12 protein-coding genes are annotated in these 16,047 nt (G+C 44.4%); 11 read left to right on the top strand and 1 reads right to left on the bottom strand.

Annotated features, from left to right (window positions below; genetic code table 11):
- Window positions 1-44: 44 nt before the first annotated feature.
- The 10 genes from ACFPXP_RS01620 to ACFPXP_RS01575 all read left to right on the top strand — a co-directional run bounded on the left by ACFPXP_RS01620 (window position 45) and on the right by ACFPXP_RS01575 (window position 14,065).
- Window positions 45-497, top strand: coding sequence for a GNAT family N-acetyltransferase (locus ACFPXP_RS01620; protein WP_379891745.1), 453 nt, complete (start codon window positions 45-47; stop codon window positions 495-497).
- Window positions 498-536: 39 nt separating this feature from the next.
- Window positions 537-1,241 carry an MgtC/SapB family protein gene (locus tag ACFPXP_RS01615; RefSeq protein ID WP_379891743.1) on the top strand — a complete coding sequence of 235 codons (705 nt, stop codon included), beginning with the start codon at window positions 537-539 and terminating at the stop codon, window positions 1,239-1,241.
- A 139-nt stretch (window positions 1,242-1,380) separates the two neighbouring features.
- A complete protein-coding gene (locus ACFPXP_RS01610; RefSeq protein WP_379891741.1) occupies window positions 1,381-1,815 on the top strand; it encodes a Fur family transcriptional regulator in 435 nt (144 codons plus the stop codon).
- Window positions 1,816-2,182: 367 nt separating this feature from the next.
- Entirely contained in the window at window positions 2,183-3,847 is a 1,665-nt protein-coding gene (locus ACFPXP_RS01605) for a glycosyl hydrolase family 18 protein (RefSeq protein WP_379891991.1), read from the top strand.
- Between the two features lie 504 nt (window positions 3,848-4,351).
- On the top strand, window positions 4,352-6,715 hold the full coding sequence (locus ACFPXP_RS01600) for an AraC family transcriptional regulator (RefSeq protein WP_379891739.1): 2,364 nt from the start codon (window positions 4,352-4,354) through the stop codon (window positions 6,713-6,715).
- Window positions 6,716-6,906: 191 nt separating this feature from the next.
- On the top strand, window positions 6,907-7,875 hold the full coding sequence (locus tag ACFPXP_RS01595) for an ABC transporter permease (protein ID WP_379891737.1): 969 nt from the start codon (window positions 6,907-6,909) through the stop codon (window positions 7,873-7,875).
- 36 nt (window positions 7,876-7,911) lie between these two features.
- Window positions 7,912-8,796 (top strand): carbohydrate ABC transporter permease, encoded by an 885-nt coding sequence (locus tag ACFPXP_RS01590; protein ID WP_379891735.1) that lies wholly within the window; start codon window positions 7,912-7,914, stop codon window positions 8,794-8,796.
- 129 nt (window positions 8,797-8,925) lie between these two features.
- The gene (locus ACFPXP_RS01585; RefSeq protein WP_379891733.1) at window positions 8,926-10,497 is read left to right on the top strand and encodes an extracellular solute-binding protein; all 1,572 of its coding nucleotides are present in this window, start codon (window positions 8,926-8,928) and stop codon (window positions 10,495-10,497) included.
- A 90-nt stretch (window positions 10,498-10,587) separates the two neighbouring features.
- A complete protein-coding gene (locus ACFPXP_RS01580) occupies window positions 10,588-11,868 on the top strand; it encodes a hypothetical protein (protein WP_379891731.1) in 1,281 nt (426 codons plus the stop codon).
- A gap of 13 nt (window positions 11,869-11,881) precedes the next feature.
- Window positions 11,882-14,065, top strand: coding sequence for a glycoside hydrolase family 88/105 protein (locus tag ACFPXP_RS01575; protein WP_379891729.1), 2,184 nt, complete (start codon window positions 11,882-11,884; stop codon window positions 14,063-14,065).
- A gap of 110 nt (window positions 14,066-14,175) precedes the next feature.
- On the opposite strand, the gene ACFPXP_RS01570 is transcribed toward ACFPXP_RS01575, so the two are convergent.
- The gene (locus tag ACFPXP_RS01570) at window positions 14,176-14,526 is read right to left on the bottom strand and encodes a DUF2614 family zinc ribbon-containing protein (protein ID WP_379891727.1); all 351 of its coding nucleotides are present in this window, start codon (window positions 14,524-14,526) and stop codon (window positions 14,176-14,178) included.
- Window positions 14,527-14,639: 113 nt separating this feature from the next.
- Between ACFPXP_RS01570 and ACFPXP_RS01565 the strand changes: the two genes are divergently transcribed.
- Entirely contained in the window at window positions 14,640-15,518 is an 879-nt protein-coding gene (locus ACFPXP_RS01565; RefSeq protein WP_379891725.1) for a nucleotidyltransferase-like protein, read from the top strand.
- Window positions 15,519-16,047: the final 529 nt, after the last annotated feature.

The raw sequence follows: 16,047 nt of genomic DNA, 5'->3' as shown, positions 1-16,047 counted from the left end.
CTCCGTTTTTTGTATGCATCATTTCTAAGGAAGGCGGGATTTTGATGAATATAACCATAAAACAGGTCCAGCTAACAGATCAAGATCAATTGGAGCAGCTGTGGTACCTTCAGCATATCGCCTATCGATTGGAGGCTGCCCTCATCGGCTTCGATCAAATTCCTCCGCTTTTAGAGAATATGGATGACCTTTCTAAATGTAAAGAAATTGTATATGGAATATTTGCGGAAGAAGAATTAATCGCTGCGTTGTCATATACTATAGATAACAATGAATTAGACATTGCAAGAGTGGTCGTCCATCCCGATTGGCATCGGAAAGGAATGGCCAGACGATTGCTGCAGCATGTATTTGCTCTTTACCCAGAGCACCTCTTCAGCGTATGGGCGGCAGAAAAGAATACGCCTGCGTGTGAGCTGTATAGGAGCGTCGGCTTTGTTCCAAGGATGAAGCAGGAGGTTGCGCCGGGGGTGTGGCTGCAGTGCTACGAAAAGTAAAGGATTCTGAATCAATACAATGGAAGGAAGGTGAAAAACGTGGATCCATGGACCATTGAACCTCTGGAAATGCTGCTTCGTATCTTTGCAGCTTTCGTGTTGGGGGGATTGATTGGACTCGAGCGTGAGAAGAACAATCATCCTGCCGGTTTCCGTACTCACATCTTGGTCTGTCTAGGATCTGCTTTGGTCATGCTTCTTTCGATGTATGGCTTTAGCGAATTCGCAGATGAACCGAATGTTAGGCTCGATCCGGCCCGTCTTGCCGCGCAAGTGATCAGTGGAATCGGTTTTTTGGGAGCGGGTGTCATATTAACGAAGGGCATTTCCGTAAAAGGTCTGACGACAGCGGCTTCCTTATGGGTGATAGCCGGAATAGGCCTGTCCGTTGGCGCTGGTTTTTATATACCTGCTGTCATGGTAACGGTGCTCGTACTGTTCAGTTTACTCATATTAAATAAAGTGGAAAGAAAATGGCTGACAAATCGCAAAGATACCATCCTGCGTGTGCAGTCAGATGCTCCGGTTGAGCGATTAGAGCAATTCCACGAAATGATGGACAAATATCACTTGGAAGTACGCAATATGCGGGTCAAAGTACGAGAAGCCTCATCCGAGTCGGGACAGATCCATACGTTTCCAGCAACCTATTGGTTTACCTTAAGGGGAAGAGATAAGGATTTGCTGAAGCTCATTCACGATATGATGCTGCTTGATGGAGTCAATGAAGTTCGAACAGAATAATAGGAAAGTATTGTGAACGAATTGACAAACATTTTGTAACAGTCTTACAATAGAGGTAAGGTTTTAATTTTCAGTAAGAATGATTCTCAAATAATAATAAATCGACAGAACGAAATGATAAAGAAAGGACGTGAGGAGAATGTCTACTCGCATCGAACACGCAATGGAAAAGCTTAAAAAGACTGGAGTACGCATGACTCCGCAGCGTCATGCGATCTTGTCCTATCTTGTGGATTCCAAAAAGCATCCGAGTGTAGATGAAATTTACCGTGATCTCGAAGGTAACTTTCCCAGCATGAGCGTGGCTACCATTTATAACAATTTGAAAGTATTTCTTGAAGCCGGCCTAGTGCGAGAACTTCCATACGGAGATGGGGCGAGCCGCTTTGATGCGGAGATGTCAGATCATTACCATGCGATTTGCTCAAACTGCGGCAAAATTGAAGACTTTGAATACCCACCGTTACATTCTGTAGAGAAAGTAGCAAGTGAAAAGACAGGTTTTCAAGTAACTTCTCATCGGATGGAAGTATACGGGCTTTGCAAGGATTGCCAAACTATCACCAAGCATTAATTTGTGCGTAACGCATGATGGTGCAGCAGCCAGAAAAACTTACTAATCGCTTTCCGAAGGCGTTTTTCGAATAAATCATGTTATAATGGGCGTGACTCAGTGGAGTCGCGTTTTTTTGTTTTGATCTTTTTTGAACTTCATCGCTCATATTTCATGAAAGGGTTATTTCATTCGTCCATTGCATTCTGAAATGATGGTTGTGATTTAACAACTTAGCGGATCGGCTTGTCGTCGTATTTTAGAAGATAACAAAATGAGAGAAAGCGCATCGCTAGACTGAAAGAAGGGTGTGGGGAAAATATTGCAGCAAACCATGTATGGCTCCAGAAAAAGAAAATCTCGTAAGGGCAGGATATTGTTATGGTTGATGTCGATCATGATGACTGCAGTGCTGGTCAGCGTTACTTTATTTCTGATTGCAGAACGTCCGAATAACGAGCATGTCACACCGGAATTCTCCGTGGACAAGCCCATTTTTTATAAAGGAGAAAGCGCGCAGGTTACAGCTATAGGTGAACAGGAGTCTCTCAAAATTCCGCTTTCCGTCATTCAGGAATGGATAGATTCAAACGTATATTTGGATGAAGCGACGGATTCTATCATTTTTACGACGGAACAAAAAGTCGTGCAAATGCGAACGGATCAACTAACGGCGATGGTCAATGACAAGCCGATGGAGCTGAGATTTCCCGTCGAGAAGGTTGGCGGTGAAATTTATGTCCCGATTACACCCATTCGGGAAATTTTGCCGATGGTTGCACAAGAGACCAGTGAGGGAGCGGTGGTCATCCATCGCAGTGCAGATGTTGTGAACTGGGGAGCAGCTCCCGCGGATACGGAGGGCACGGTACCTGTACGGACCGAGGCAACGATAAAAGCGCCAATCTTATATGATTTAAAGCAGGAAGAACGATTTATGATCTGGGAAGAGAATGCCGAAGGCTGGTATCGCATTCAGCTTGATAACGGACATATCGGCTATGTGCAGAAAAAGCACGTCATTCTTCAGGAACCGGAGCTGATTCAAACACAGCATTCGGATACGCAGGAATACATTCCCTGGAAGCCGATCGGCGAGAAAATCAACATGACCTGGGAACACGTATACAGCAGAAATCCTGATACCTCTGAAATTGGTCCGATGCCCGGTTTGGATGTAATCAGTCCAACCTGGTTCAGTCTGGCGGATACAGAAGGGAATGTGTCCAATAAGGCGGATGAAGCGTATGTGAAGTGGGCCCATGAAAGAGGTTATCAAGTTTGGGCGCTGTTCAGCAATGATTTTACAGATCCAGATAAAACGTCCGAAATTCTCTCAACCTATGATAAACGAATAAAAGTGATTCGGCAGATTACTGCGTTTGTGAAAATGTATAATCTTCAAGGCATTAACGTCGATTTCGAAAATGTATATTTAGAGGATCGTGATCGGCTGACTCAATTTATTCGAGAGCTGACTCCATTTTTGCATGAACAGGGCGCCGTCATATCGATGGACGTGACCGTACACAGTACAAGTGAAATGTGGTCTATGTTCTATGATCGCAAACGATTGGCAGAAGTGCTCGATTACATGATCGTTATGGCCTATGACGAGCATTGGGCATCCAGTCCAGTTGCGGGCTCCGTCGCATCCTTGCCATGGGTTGAGAAAGGGATTTCCCAAATCTTGACTCTGGATGATGTACCGCCATCCAAGATGATTTTAGGAATTCCCTATTATACGCGGATTTGGACCGAGGAAACCGTGGATGGGAAAAAGGAGGTCAGTTCCTCCGCAGTCGGGATGGAAACCATTCAAAGTCTTATCGAAGAAAAGCAGCTGAAACCTGTCTACGATGAGGAAACAGGTCAAAATTATGTGGAATATACGGAAGAGGGCGCATTGAAAAGAATTTGGATCGAGGATGAAACTTCGATACAGAATCGATTGCAGCTCGTTGATAAATACAATCTCGCGGGAATCGCCTCCTGGAGAAGAGGCTTTGAATCGCAGAATGTATGGCCTTTTATCGAATCATATCTAAAATAAATAAGCTAGGTTTCGCATTCAATCGCGTTCTATGATCGCAGCCGCCTAAAATATAGGGCGGCTTTTTCATTTATAATAACTAACTTTACAATAGGATACGGGATTAAGAAGAGGAGAGAAGAGGATAACCGCTGCTCCCCTTATCGTAGGACCCAATGAAGGACTTCGAATGAGGGAAGATGAAAGCGGTTATTTTTTTATGTGCAAAGCAGTTCTACAATCGCAAAAAAGTGGAACATCAGTAAGATGTTTTGGCAAAAATGTGGAATTGAACGAGCGGACGTTATAGGGCCATGATAGAGTAGCAAAAGAATAGAACACGATTATAATAAAGCGGAAAAGTCATGGATTTTGTCTTGTTATTGCAACACGGGCAGAAATAAAACTTATATAATAGTAGACACAAGTCGGATTATCGTTAAACCCAAACCTGAATGCTGATTAGATGCAAAACACACATTCAAATTGTAAGCGCTTTAAAATAAGTAGGGGGGCGATAATAAAATGAGGAACAAGGTACGCAAAGGGAGACACAATGATTCCTCCATCAAAAGATCTAAGCAAATGAAGGGCATTTATTATCGAAAAAGCTTAATTTTGTTTTTAGTAACAGCCAGTATCCCGGGTCTGATCATCGGTGTATTCATTTACTTATTCGGTGTAAACTTCATTGAGCGTGACCTGAGCCAAATGCACAAAAAACAAATGAACGAGCGGGTACACAATATTGATGATCAATTTGCATATCTTGAAATGGACTTGTCCCATTGGGCGTTTAATCCACAGTTTAATGAGAACTTGAAAAGGTTGGATTTTGAATATTACTTCCAAAATACAAGAGACATTACCAAATCACTTGTTGTGCTGGAAGGTTCACATCCTCTCATTCAGGATGTGAAGCTGTTTATTGATCGAGAGGAGCCGGTTTTATTTCAAACGGAATACTACAAATTAAAGGATACAAAGCTCATAGAAACATACCGTCAAATGCTGGAGCATCAGCGAAATATTTATTGGACAGGATGGTCGAATGGAAGTTCAAGCGGGGGTTCGGATTCTAAAAAAATCCAATTAGTTCATAAAATTCCCGGAGAGAGCTCTTCCCCTTATGGAGTACTTGTGATCACTCTGAATGAATCGCTTGTCGTTAATTTGCTGAAAACGATGACCCCTTACAACGAAGGGTTGACCTTTTTAATGAATGACAGCGGTCAAATGATTTTTTCCGATAATAGCGAAAAAACACCGATGAACCGACTGCAAGAGGAAATTTTGACGAGTGGCAGGACGACCGGCACCTTCGTATGGACGGATAAAGATAAGAAATATTCTGTATCTTTCGGAAAGATTAAACGGTTAGATTCGGACTGGACATATGTTTCGGCCGCTCCGCTAACGGCAATCACATCCCCAGTCGTGGTCTTGTCCAATCTGATTTTATGGGTAAGTGCGATTGGCCTTTTGTTCGCTCTCCTATTGTCGTGGCTGGCTACGGGCCGAGTGTATTCCCCGGTTCATCAACTCATTCGTCGCTTTAGTTCGGAGAGTGAGCCGGCATTTAAAGGCTTGGATGAATTTGCGTTTATTGAAAATCAATGGGCGAAAACGACGCATGAACATGTTCATTTACAAACGAAATTGAAGGAGCAGCTTCCGAGCCTTCGCACGGGATTTCTGCTGCAGCTGCTGCAAGGCCACTTATCCCATTACACGGAAAAAGATTTGCGAGAGCAAATGATTCAGTACGGATGGGATGTGTCCGATTGCCAATATCAAATTTTGCACATTCAACTGACAGGATACAGTGATCTAGCCCATCGCTTTCCGCCAGGGGAGGAGGCACTCATCACTTTTGCAGCATCCAATATTGTCGAAGAGTTAGCGGAATCGGCTTTTCCGCAATTCGGTGTCATGAATTTTCAAAATCTATCTGTCGGGTTATTCATCATGTCACCTCCACAATCGATGGAGCCGGAGCTGATGCGGCAATTTGCGGAGCAAACCATTCAAATGATTAATCGGATCTTGGGTATTCAGATTACTCTCACGATGAGCCGTCCAACAAGCAAGGTATCTTCCATTGCTGAGATGTACATGGAGGTCGAGCGTGCAGCGGGCTTTAGGAAATTTGTGAATCAAAATCAAATTCTGGATGTTGAACGCTTAGGTATCGAGCAGATGAATCAGGAAGCGCACTATCCGTTCTCCTTGGAATTGGACATTATACAAGCGATGCGTGGTGGAAAGCAGCAGGAAGCCGTACGGTTAGTAAGTCAATTTATTCATGAGCTGCTGGCTATGGATGCCAAAGAAAATCAAGTGCAGCAAAGTATGCTGCAGCTGCTGGCTAGTATTCAGCACATGATTCGCCAATCCGGAATTGATCCGTTCAAGCTGTTTCACGGGAGAAACATGTTCGAGGAGTTGTCGCAAATTCGTGAGCCCGGAAATATGCACAGTTGGCTTGTAAGTCATGTCATTGCTCCGTTTTTAGATGAGAGAGAGGCACGAGCTGATTGGCAGATCAAGGAGATTGTCCAGCAAACGGTTGACCTTATTGAACAGGAATATATGAAGCAGGATATTTCATTGGAATACTGTGCCGATCTGGCGGGCATCAACTCTTATACGCTCAGCAAATGGTTTAAGCAGGTCACAGGCGTTAATTTTATTGATTGGTTGACAAATACGCGTATTGAAGCGGCCAGCAAGCTCCTCAGGGAATCGGATGACAAAATTTCGGACATTGCAAATCAGGTGGGTTATCAACAGAGGTATTTTAATCGAATTTTCAAAAAACAAATCGGACTTACGCCGAGTCAGTATAGGGAGATGAATCAACAAGCAAAAAATGCGGCAGTCCATTAAAAAGTTCCAACACGTACAAAAAGCCTTTGATATCAAGGCTTTTTGTATTGCAAAAATGTAGAATTGAAATCGCTTACAGTAAAATGGATACTTTGCGTAAGAGATGAGCGCAAGGAACAGCCTGATTGGTCGATTTGGCCAAAGGGCTGTGAAAAGAGATCAGCTCGATTTTACAGGAAAGGAAGAGGGAGATGAATTCAACGACAGCGTTGAAACAGAACGATACGGACCGAGCCTTACCCAAGTCATCGAAGAAAAGACCTTGGGTAAGACGAATATTGCAGGATAAGTGGATGTATTTGCTGCTGCTGCCCGGACTTATTTATTTCTTAATATTCAAGTATTGGCCGATGTGGGGTGTCTTGATCGCTTTTCAAAACTATCAGCCATTTCTAGGCTTCTGGAATAGTGAATGGGTTGGATTTGAGCACTTTCAAAACTTCTTTAACAACCCGGACTTTTTCCGACTGCTGAAAAACACGCTGATGTTGGCGGTTTATGACATGGTGTTCTTTTTCCCGGCACCGATTATCATTGCGCTGCTGTTGAACGAGGTGCGGATTGCAATCTTCAAGAGGGTTGTACAGACGATGGTATATGTCCCGCATTTTATATCGATGGTGATCGTCGCGAGTATGACGTATGTGTTTTTAACCCCGAACGGGGGTGTTTTATATGAACTGATATCCCACTTTACCGGCAGGGAAATTAACTTTTTAGCTGATCCGGATTATTTCCGACCGTTGATCATCTTGCAAATCATGTGGAAGGAAACTGGGTGGGGGACGATCATCTTCTTGGCCGCACTGGCCTCTGTCGATCTGGAACAGTACGAGGCGGCCATCGTGGATGGAGCCAATCGTTTTCAGCGGCTCTGGTACATCACTTTGCCTGCGATCAGCAGTACGATTGTCATCTTGCTCATTCTAAGACTGGGTAATTTCCTCGATAACGGATTTGAGCAAATTTTCTTGATGACCAACTCGTTGAACCGTTCCGTCGCTGATGTATTTGACACCTATGTGTATTTCGTTGGGATCACGCAGGGCGCATTCAGTTACAGTACGGCTATCGGGCTGTTTAAATCAGTTGTCGGCATCATCCTCATCTACGGCAGCAACTGGCTCGCCAAACGATTCGGACAAGAAGGGATTATTTAAAGCTGCGGCTGCTTTAGGAAAGGAGAGGACATAGCAATGAGGTCAAAGTATGACTCGATCGGTGAACGAGCATTTGATATATTTAACTACTTATTTTTAGCACTGTTTGCGTTTGTAACCGTTATTCCATTCATATATATCATTTCCGCTTCTTTTGCCACAGAGGCGGAGATTTCAGAACGTGCCTTTTTTCTGATTCCCAGAGAATTTTCGATTAATGCGTACACATATATTTTTTCCTCTGACACTGTGTTTCGGAGCATTGGAGTATCCATCTATATTACCGTTATTGGTACATTGGTGAATTTGGCTTTTACACTCACGATGGCTTACGCCTTATCTCGAAAAACACTGTGGGGTCGAAACCTGTTTATGAATCTAGTCATTTTTTCGATGCTGTTCAGCGGTGGAATGATCCCAACCTACATCGTCGTAAAAGACCTTCATTTGATCAATACGTATTGGGCGGTTATCCTTCCAGGAGCGATCAGTGCTTTCAATCTCATCATCATTAAAAACTTTTTTCAGCAGCTCCCAGCAGGGTTGGAGGAATCGGCACGCATTGACGGTTGTACAGATATCGGCGTGTTTTGGCGGATTGTATTGCCGCTGTCCAAACCGGTTATCGCAACATTCGGATTATTTTATGCTGTAGGTCATTGGAATAACTTCTTCTCCGCCTTGCTCTACTTGAATGACCATAACATGTGGCCGCTGCAGGTTTTGCTTCGTGAAATGGTCATGCTTTCACAACTTTCGGTAGGAGATCTGTCGAACGTTGATCCGAATTTTGTTAAGCCGCCGGAGCAAGCGGTAAAGATGGCTGTGATTGTCGTCGGTACCATTCCTATCCTATGCGTATATCCTTTCCTGCAAAGGCATTTTGCGAAGGGAGTACTCCTAGGTTCTATTAAGGGGTAATAGAAACGGTAGATATTCGGTTCTTTAGAATAGGCATTGATCCTCTTTGCGTGACCTGAAGGAACTGAATTCTATATAGATTAATCTGCGAATGGATGCGGAAAAGAAAAAAGGGAGGATAAAGAAAATATGATCAAAAAAGGAATGTTATTGTTCACCGCCTTGATCCTCATGCTGTCCATCGTGACGGCCTGCTCTGGCGGAAATAACGGAAATGGCGGAAATAACGGCGGAGCCAACTCGGGGAACAGCGAAACAAATGGAAATTCTTCGAGCAATGGGGGAGATGCGAAAGCGGAGGAGCCCATGAAAATCAGTATCATGCTGCCTGCGTTCAACACAGAACTCCCAGATGACGACAGCCCGGTCATTCAGAAGCTGGAAGAGTATACGAACACAGATATTGAAGTCCAATTCGTACCGAACAGCTCTTACCCGGACAAAATGAATATTACACTATCTTCAGGCCAAATGCCGACTCTCATGGTTGCGGATAAGACACCAAGCTTTATTAATGCAGCTCGTTCTGGCGCATTTTGGGACGTAACAGATTACTTGGATGACTATCCAAACTTAAGCATGGCTAACCCGGTCGTTCTTAACAACTCTTCGATCGATGGCCGGAATTACGGTGTATACCGTACGCGGACATTGGGCCGGATGGGGGTTACGATTAATAAGGATTGGATGGAAGCCGTTGGCATGGATGCGCCAAAAACCATCGATGAGTTTTATGAACTGTTAAAGGCATTCAAAGAACAAGATCCGGATCAAGATGGAAAAGATGACACGTATGGTATTGTCATAACGAAATATGCAGGTCCTTGGGACATCATGCAGGTCTGGTTCGGAGCACCGAACGGATGGGGAGAAGATGAGAATGGTAACTTGGTCCCTGCCCACGAAACACCAGAATATATGGAAGCCTTAAAGTTCTTTAGAAAGCTGTATGACGAAGGATTGGTCAACTCCGACTTTGCAGTAATGGATTCAGCGGTCTGGATGGATCCAATGGTGAATGAGGAAGCAGGAGTCATTGTAGACGTTGCGGATATTTCCAGAAGAATCGACGGCAGAATGCAGGAAAAGGCGGAGCGGGATGAGTCTTACATGGACGTTTTCCAAGCGCCTGTCGGTCCTAAAGGCCATCGGGATATGCCAACGACCGGATACAGCTCCATGCTGGCCATTTCGAAATCGACCGTAAAAACAGAAGAGGAATTAAAGCGTGTATTGGAATTTTTAGATAAATTAAACGATCAGGAAATGCAAATGCTCCTGTCCTACGGTATTGAAGGAAGACACTATGAATTGGTTGACGGCCATGTGAATCCGTTGACCACACCGGATGATGTGGCGTTAGTGAGCGAGCTGGAATCGCTGAATCAAATGCTGATGTTTATTCCGAATGATCGTCTCATTCCACTGGAGCAAACAGATATCAATAAAAAAATTGAAGAGGTCTATCAAGCCAATGAAGATATTGTCGTAGGCAATCCAGCCCAGCCGCTTGTTTCTGAAGTGTATGCGTTAAAAGGCCAGCAGCTTGACAATATCATCGCTGACGCTCGCATCCAATATATCGTTGGACAAATAAACGAGGATCAGCTGCAGGATCAGTTTAAGCTTTGGAGAGAAAACGGCGGTGACGATTACGTCGCCGAAATCAACGAATTATATCAGGCTGCTAAAGGAAATTAATTTGAATTCACGTCGTTAAAGCAAAGCCTCCAGCATAAGTATGAATTGTGCTGGAGGTTTATTCCATCCCAAACACAATAGGAGGCATGAATGTTGAATACCAGCTTCGATTCACCCGTACTCTTGCAAAAAATAGATATTTCAAAAGCAGGCCTGCGTACCAAAATGCTGCTTGGCGACATTAACGGCGACGGCCGAATGGAATTGGTTATGGTTCAGGCAGATGGAGGCATTGATGATCGATATGTTCCTCACCAGGTACAGTGCTTGACTGCTTATGATTTAGAAGGAACACTGCTGTGGCAAGTGGGCACACCGGATCCTAACGCTGGGGGACCGGGATCCGATTACCCAGCCCAAATTTATGACTGGGACCATGATGGGAATAACGAGATTTTATGTGTCATGAATAAGCGTTTTCTCGTACTCGATGGCCGGACCGGACAAACGAAGCAGTCCTTCGGTCTTCCTGGAGAACATGCGCACGATTGTATCCTTATTGCGAACGTGAGCGGCAACAGCCATCCGCAGGACATTATTTTGAAAGACCGCTATCGCAAGCTATGGGTAATGGATCATCAATTTAACGTGTTATGGACACACGAGGGGAATACTGGACATTTTCCGTGGGTATATGATATCGATGGGGACGGCCATGATGAAGTGATGGCTGGTTATGATCTATTGGATCACGACGGAACGAAGCTTTGGTCCTGCAGTGACTTGGATGATCATGCTGATTGTATATGGTTCGGGAAGGTAGATGGACCCGCGTCAGACGAAGTTCGCATTGTTGTCGGCGGTAGTGTTACGGTCATGTACGATGTGCGGGGCCATGAAATTTGGCGTTATGAAGATTCGATTGAATCGCAGCATATCGCCCTTGGGAAATTCCGCGATGATCTACCCGGTCTGCAAATCGCCGGGCTGGACCGAATCGTTCGTGGAGATACGGGAGGAACGTTCAGCCAAAGTGGCAAGGACGGCTTGTTCCTGTTGGATGCTAAGGGAAATGAAGTGTGGAAGGAGGACAGGCAAACCCCCGGTTGGCTGACGATTATCGAGACGCTGCGCCATTGGGATCGCGGTTCTTTAGACTATATTCTAGCTTACCGCCGCGGGGGAGGAGTTCATCCGACGCTTTATGACGGGCATATGAATCCCGTGCTCACTTTTCCGGTCGATGGATACACCGCACATGCAGATTTGACAGGATGTGGATTTGAACATGTGATCATATATGATGCGGACTCTGCCTATATTTTTGGGCATGAAAAAATGACGCTGGAAGCAAGAAAGCCGGGACATTCCCTCGCACAGTCTAAGCGGCTGTACAGTTCAACCTTATATCCTGGTGGAGAATATGAGTAGAGGAGGAAGGCATATGTCCAGTTCTTATTTTCCGCAGCAGCGAAGCAGCTATGACTTGTATCAGGGAGATGTTGCCGACACATTGCAGCTTATCGGCGATCGCTATATCGGACATCAGCCGAAGCAGCCATTCGTATTTCGGGCATCGAATACGTCGGGATTTAAAAGAAGCTCCGATTATCGTTATGAAATAAATGTGGATGACAAAATAGGCCAGATTGAGGACGGACATCATGTATATGCTTGGGCGAAGCTTTGGTGCGAGGAAGAAGAGGTGCGAGCTTTTCGTCTGAGCTGCTTCGGACCGACACGAATATATCTCAATGGACAGAGCGTCTATCGCTCGAATATACAAGAAGATGTATTTCCTGACCGCGCCAGTTGGTTTCGCTTGACTTTAAAGCGAGGATGGAATCATTTTGTATTGCATTTCATTAAAACAGGTACGGGCTGCGGTTGCCGCTTTGGAACAGGCTCAATAAAAGGGCATCCGTTTCACTTTATTGTACCGACGGAGGAACGAGGAGAACAGGAAGGATGGATTTATACGCTCCCACAGGCGGAAGAGCTGGCGGTTATTCCCAACGAGAATACATCGGAAGAGGATACAGGCTTGGACTGGCTGCCGCGTCAGGCTTGGACACAGGAGGAGCAGGAAGCGGGTTGTTTTGCGCGTACCCTTGGCACAGAACAAGGTCGGGTGGCTTGGGCTTGGTCGAAACTAAGCGTTTCCGCTCTTCAACATTCAGAGGCTGCATTTACGGGTATTCATCACGGTTCCATAGCGATTTTTATCGATGGTGATCTGAAATATTCATCTGACCATTCGGGACTTTTCTCAATCCGTGTGCCTCTTGCCTTCGGTGAACATGATATTGCCGTGCGATCCGTATGTACCGAAACGAGATGGGGATTCCAATTTACTTCCTTTCCAGGTGACATACATTTGTCTGCACCCGTAACTGTACACGGCTATCATGGAGAATGGCTGATTGCAGGGACCTTTGATCCTTCATGTACCCCAGATATTCGAACGGTTTGTACGCTGGATACCGTATTTCAGAATGATGAAGGAGGTACCTATTGGCGTGCCGATATGCCGAATACCTTCGTTCGTCCATTCATAGAGACGACCCATTACGGCAGGTGGAATTATCCGCTTGGCGTAACACTGTATGGATTGCTTAAGACGGGTACTGCGTTGGAACGAAATGATTATGCTCAGTATGTACTGGATCATATCGAATTATGTACTTCATATTTTGTTTACTCCTTATGGGACAAGATAAAATTTGGGGCTGCCGGAGTAAACCATCAATTATCCGCCATTGACAGCTTGGACGACTGCGGTTCTTTTGCTTCGACGATGCTTTACGCATATGAATACAAGAAGCTCAAAGGTGCGAAGGAAACCGCAGATCATATTGCGGACTATATCGGCGGTGTGCAGGATCGCTTGTCTGACGGTGCGCTGTACCGGGTACATGGCAGTACGGATTTTATGCAGGATACGATGTGGTGCGATGACCTCTATATGAGCACGCCATTTTTGTGCCGATATTATCAATTAACGAGTGACCGTTCGTATTTGGATGATGCGGCGCAGCAATTTTTGTTGTACAAAAAATATTTATATATGCCCGAGCGCAAGCTAATGTCGCACGTATACGACTTTAAATTTAATCAACAAACAAAAGTGGCATGGGGAAGAGGAAACGGCTGGGTGTTGTTTTCATTAACGGAGCTGCTTGAAGTCTTGCCTGACGACCATGCCATGCGGGATGAGCTGCTCAACTTTTTTGAAGAGTTGTGTGAAGGATACCTTGCTCAGCAGGGAAAAAACGGACTGTGGCATCAAGTTCTGGATATGCATGATTCCTATGAAGAAACATCGGCAACTTCGATGTTTATTTATGCATTTGCCAGAGCGGTACGATATGGATGGCTGAAAACCCCAGATCCTTATGTTAGTTCGGTTATGCGAGGCTGGGAAGGAATTTGCAGAACCTCCGTCGACCACTTCGGTAATGTGTACGGTGTATGCCGCGGATCAGGATATTCATTTTCCCCGTTATACTATAAAGACGAACTGGACTGGAATTTAAATGATACACATGGTATCGGAATTGTCATGCTGGCAGGCATCGAAACGCTGCACCTTCAGAAGCACCTGCAGCAAACTTCGGTATCAGCATAGTAGTTATTGAGATAGTAGTTATTGAGGCTCTGGCGAAAGACAGCAAAACAAAAACGCCCTATCTGCTCTTAAAGCGGAGAGGGCGTTCATCTTTGTACAGCAGCTGGTTTTTAAGAAAGATCCTGCGGCTTTGAATTTTCGGCGTATTTTTCATCCATCGTTAAAATCGTATGGCAAAACATGCAGCGATCCGTTTTACCAAGCATTTTTGTTTGTTTCCCGCATTCCGGACATTCCAGCATGAATGCGCTCGTCGACATCATACCTGCCCAAAAATAGACCCCCATACTGCCCATTAAAAGCAGGGACCCGATGAACATGCAAAAAAACATCAGCACCTTGCCTGTGTCTCCCCACAGCAACACGCCAGCAGTGCCCAGCACCATCACAAGCATACCGGCTAAAGTCAGTAAGAGTCCCCAAGTGCGAAACTCATTAATTTTTGCTGATTTAAACTTCATTCATCTCGTCTCCCAACATGTGAATTCACTTCAAGTGAAGAAGGATTTTTAATTTGTTTGTAGAAATATTTAATCACGAACGAACTAACTTTTAAAAATGGAAGGTTATGATCATGTCTTTTATTGCAGCGAAATCGGCTGTCAGCATTGATAAATTTAAAAGGGATGCTCGTGTAAACAGTGTGATTGCTGTTCAGAATACGAGCAGGTTTGCTCCTGTTACGGATGGTTTTGATCTGCTGCTTCTGGTTATTACAAACGATAAACAACCCACGAATCATACATCTCATTATATAAAAGAAAATGTACGGGTACAAGAACGATGGATTCATATCTCTGGACTTTATACCTGGATATTAAATGGGCAAAATAGACATATTATTGAATGGATGCTGGATGGAACGGTATTGCTGGATCGCTCTTCATTTTTGCAGGCTTTTAAAAAGGACCTTCAGAATTTCCCCGTTGAGCTTCGGAAGGAAAAGCTTTTAATTGAGTTTTCGCGATTTTTGCGAAGCTTTCTTTTAGCGAAGGAATATTGGGGACAATCTCAATCCTTAGATGCATATAGTCACGTATTAATGGCAATCAATCATTGGGCGCGGATCGTTATAATAGAATCCGGCAAGCATCCGGAAATTACGGTTTGGAATCAAATCCACAGCTTGAATCCAGGGGTGTATAAGCTGTATGAGGAATTGACTACTAGCCAAGAGCCGCTGGATAAAAGAGTTGAGCTTGTGTTGCTGGCATGTGACTTTTCGGTGATGACGAAAATGAAAGACTGCTGCAGTTTACTGCTTCAAGTCATCGCTTCAAGGGAGGAACCATGGACGTCTGCCGAATTGAAGCAGCACCCTGATTTGGAAGAAGTGCACGTGGAGTTGTCCTTAATTTTGAATAAATTAGTGAAGAGATCTATTTTGAAAGAAGTTCTGCAAGAGCAGCCATCTGGAGAGAAGGAAATCTGTTACACGTGTTTGAATTGTTAATGTTGAAATAAGAAGCTTGAAGCGGATCATGCCGCTTCAAGCTTCTTTGATAATGATTAAGCCAGCGACAGATGATAAGCTGAACAAAGCTTATTGACGGCAGGCACTGAGTATATTCGAACATATCCATAATATGGATTGAATTTGTGCGTTGACAGGAGCAGCTTCCCTGTGATAAATTATATCTCGCCGCTTCAAACGGCTTGTCACGANATGTTTCTGAGTCATTTCGGTATAGATTGAATTGGAAAAAATAAGTGCTTGCAAAGAAATGCTGAGATGTGATATATTATGAAAGTCGCCTCAAGGACATTACTCCTGAAGCGATGATCGAAAAAGAAGCATCATAAGCATCGGAAGGTGCGGTAATTGATGCGAATTGATCCTTGAAAACTGAACAGTGAGCGAATAAGTCTATTACGTTCCCTTAAGGGAACCCCGAATACCATTCGGAACAAATGATGCTTAGCATCGAAATGAGCAAGACAAACTTTATTGGAGAGTTTGATCCTGGCTCAGGACGAACGCT

It is taken from the genome of Marinicrinis lubricantis (assembly GCF_042658665.1).
Classification (GTDB): domain Bacteria; phylum Bacillota; class Bacilli; order Paenibacillales; family KCTC-33676; genus Marinicrinis; species Marinicrinis lubricantis.
This window is presented reverse-complemented; position numbering and strand designations above follow the sequence as displayed.

Bases quoted from the DNA above. Each gene is read 5' to 3' on its own strand.
- ACFPXP_RS01620 (WP_379891745.1), top strand. From the start codon at position 45: ATGAATATAACCATAAAACAGGTCCAGCTAACAGATCAAGATCAATTG.
- ACFPXP_RS01610 (WP_379891741.1), top strand. From the start codon at position 1,381: ATGTCTACTCGCATCGAACACGCAATGGAAAAGCTTAAAAAGACTGGA.
- ACFPXP_RS01605 (WP_379891991.1), top strand. From the start codon at position 2,183: ATGTCGATCATGATGACTGCAGTGCTGGTCAGCGTTACTTTATTTCTG.
- ACFPXP_RS01600 (WP_379891739.1), top strand. From the start codon at position 4,352: ATGAGGAACAAGGTACGCAAAGGGAGACACAATGATTCCTCCATCAAA.
- ACFPXP_RS01595 (WP_379891737.1), top strand. From the start codon at position 6,907: ATGAATTCAACGACAGCGTTGAAACAGAACGATACGGACCGAGCCTTA.
- ACFPXP_RS01590 (WP_379891735.1), top strand. From the start codon at position 7,912: ATGAGGTCAAAGTATGACTCGATCGGTGAACGAGCATTTGATATATTT.
- ACFPXP_RS01585 (WP_379891733.1), top strand. From the start codon at position 8,926: ATGATCAAAAAAGGAATGTTATTGTTCACCGCCTTGATCCTCATGCTG.
- ACFPXP_RS01580 (WP_379891731.1), top strand. From the start codon at position 10,588: ATGTTGAATACCAGCTTCGATTCACCCGTACTCTTGCAAAAAATAGAT.
- ACFPXP_RS01575 (WP_379891729.1), top strand. From the start codon at position 11,882: ATGTCCAGTTCTTATTTTCCGCAGCAGCGAAGCAGCTATGACTTGTAT.
- ACFPXP_RS01570 (WP_379891727.1), bottom strand. From the start codon at position 14,526: ATGAAGTTTAAATCAGCAAAAATTAATGAGTTTCGCACTTGGGGACTC.
- ACFPXP_RS01565 (WP_379891725.1), top strand. From the start codon at position 14,640: ATGTCTTTTATTGCAGCGAAATCGGCTGTCAGCATTGATAAATTTAAA.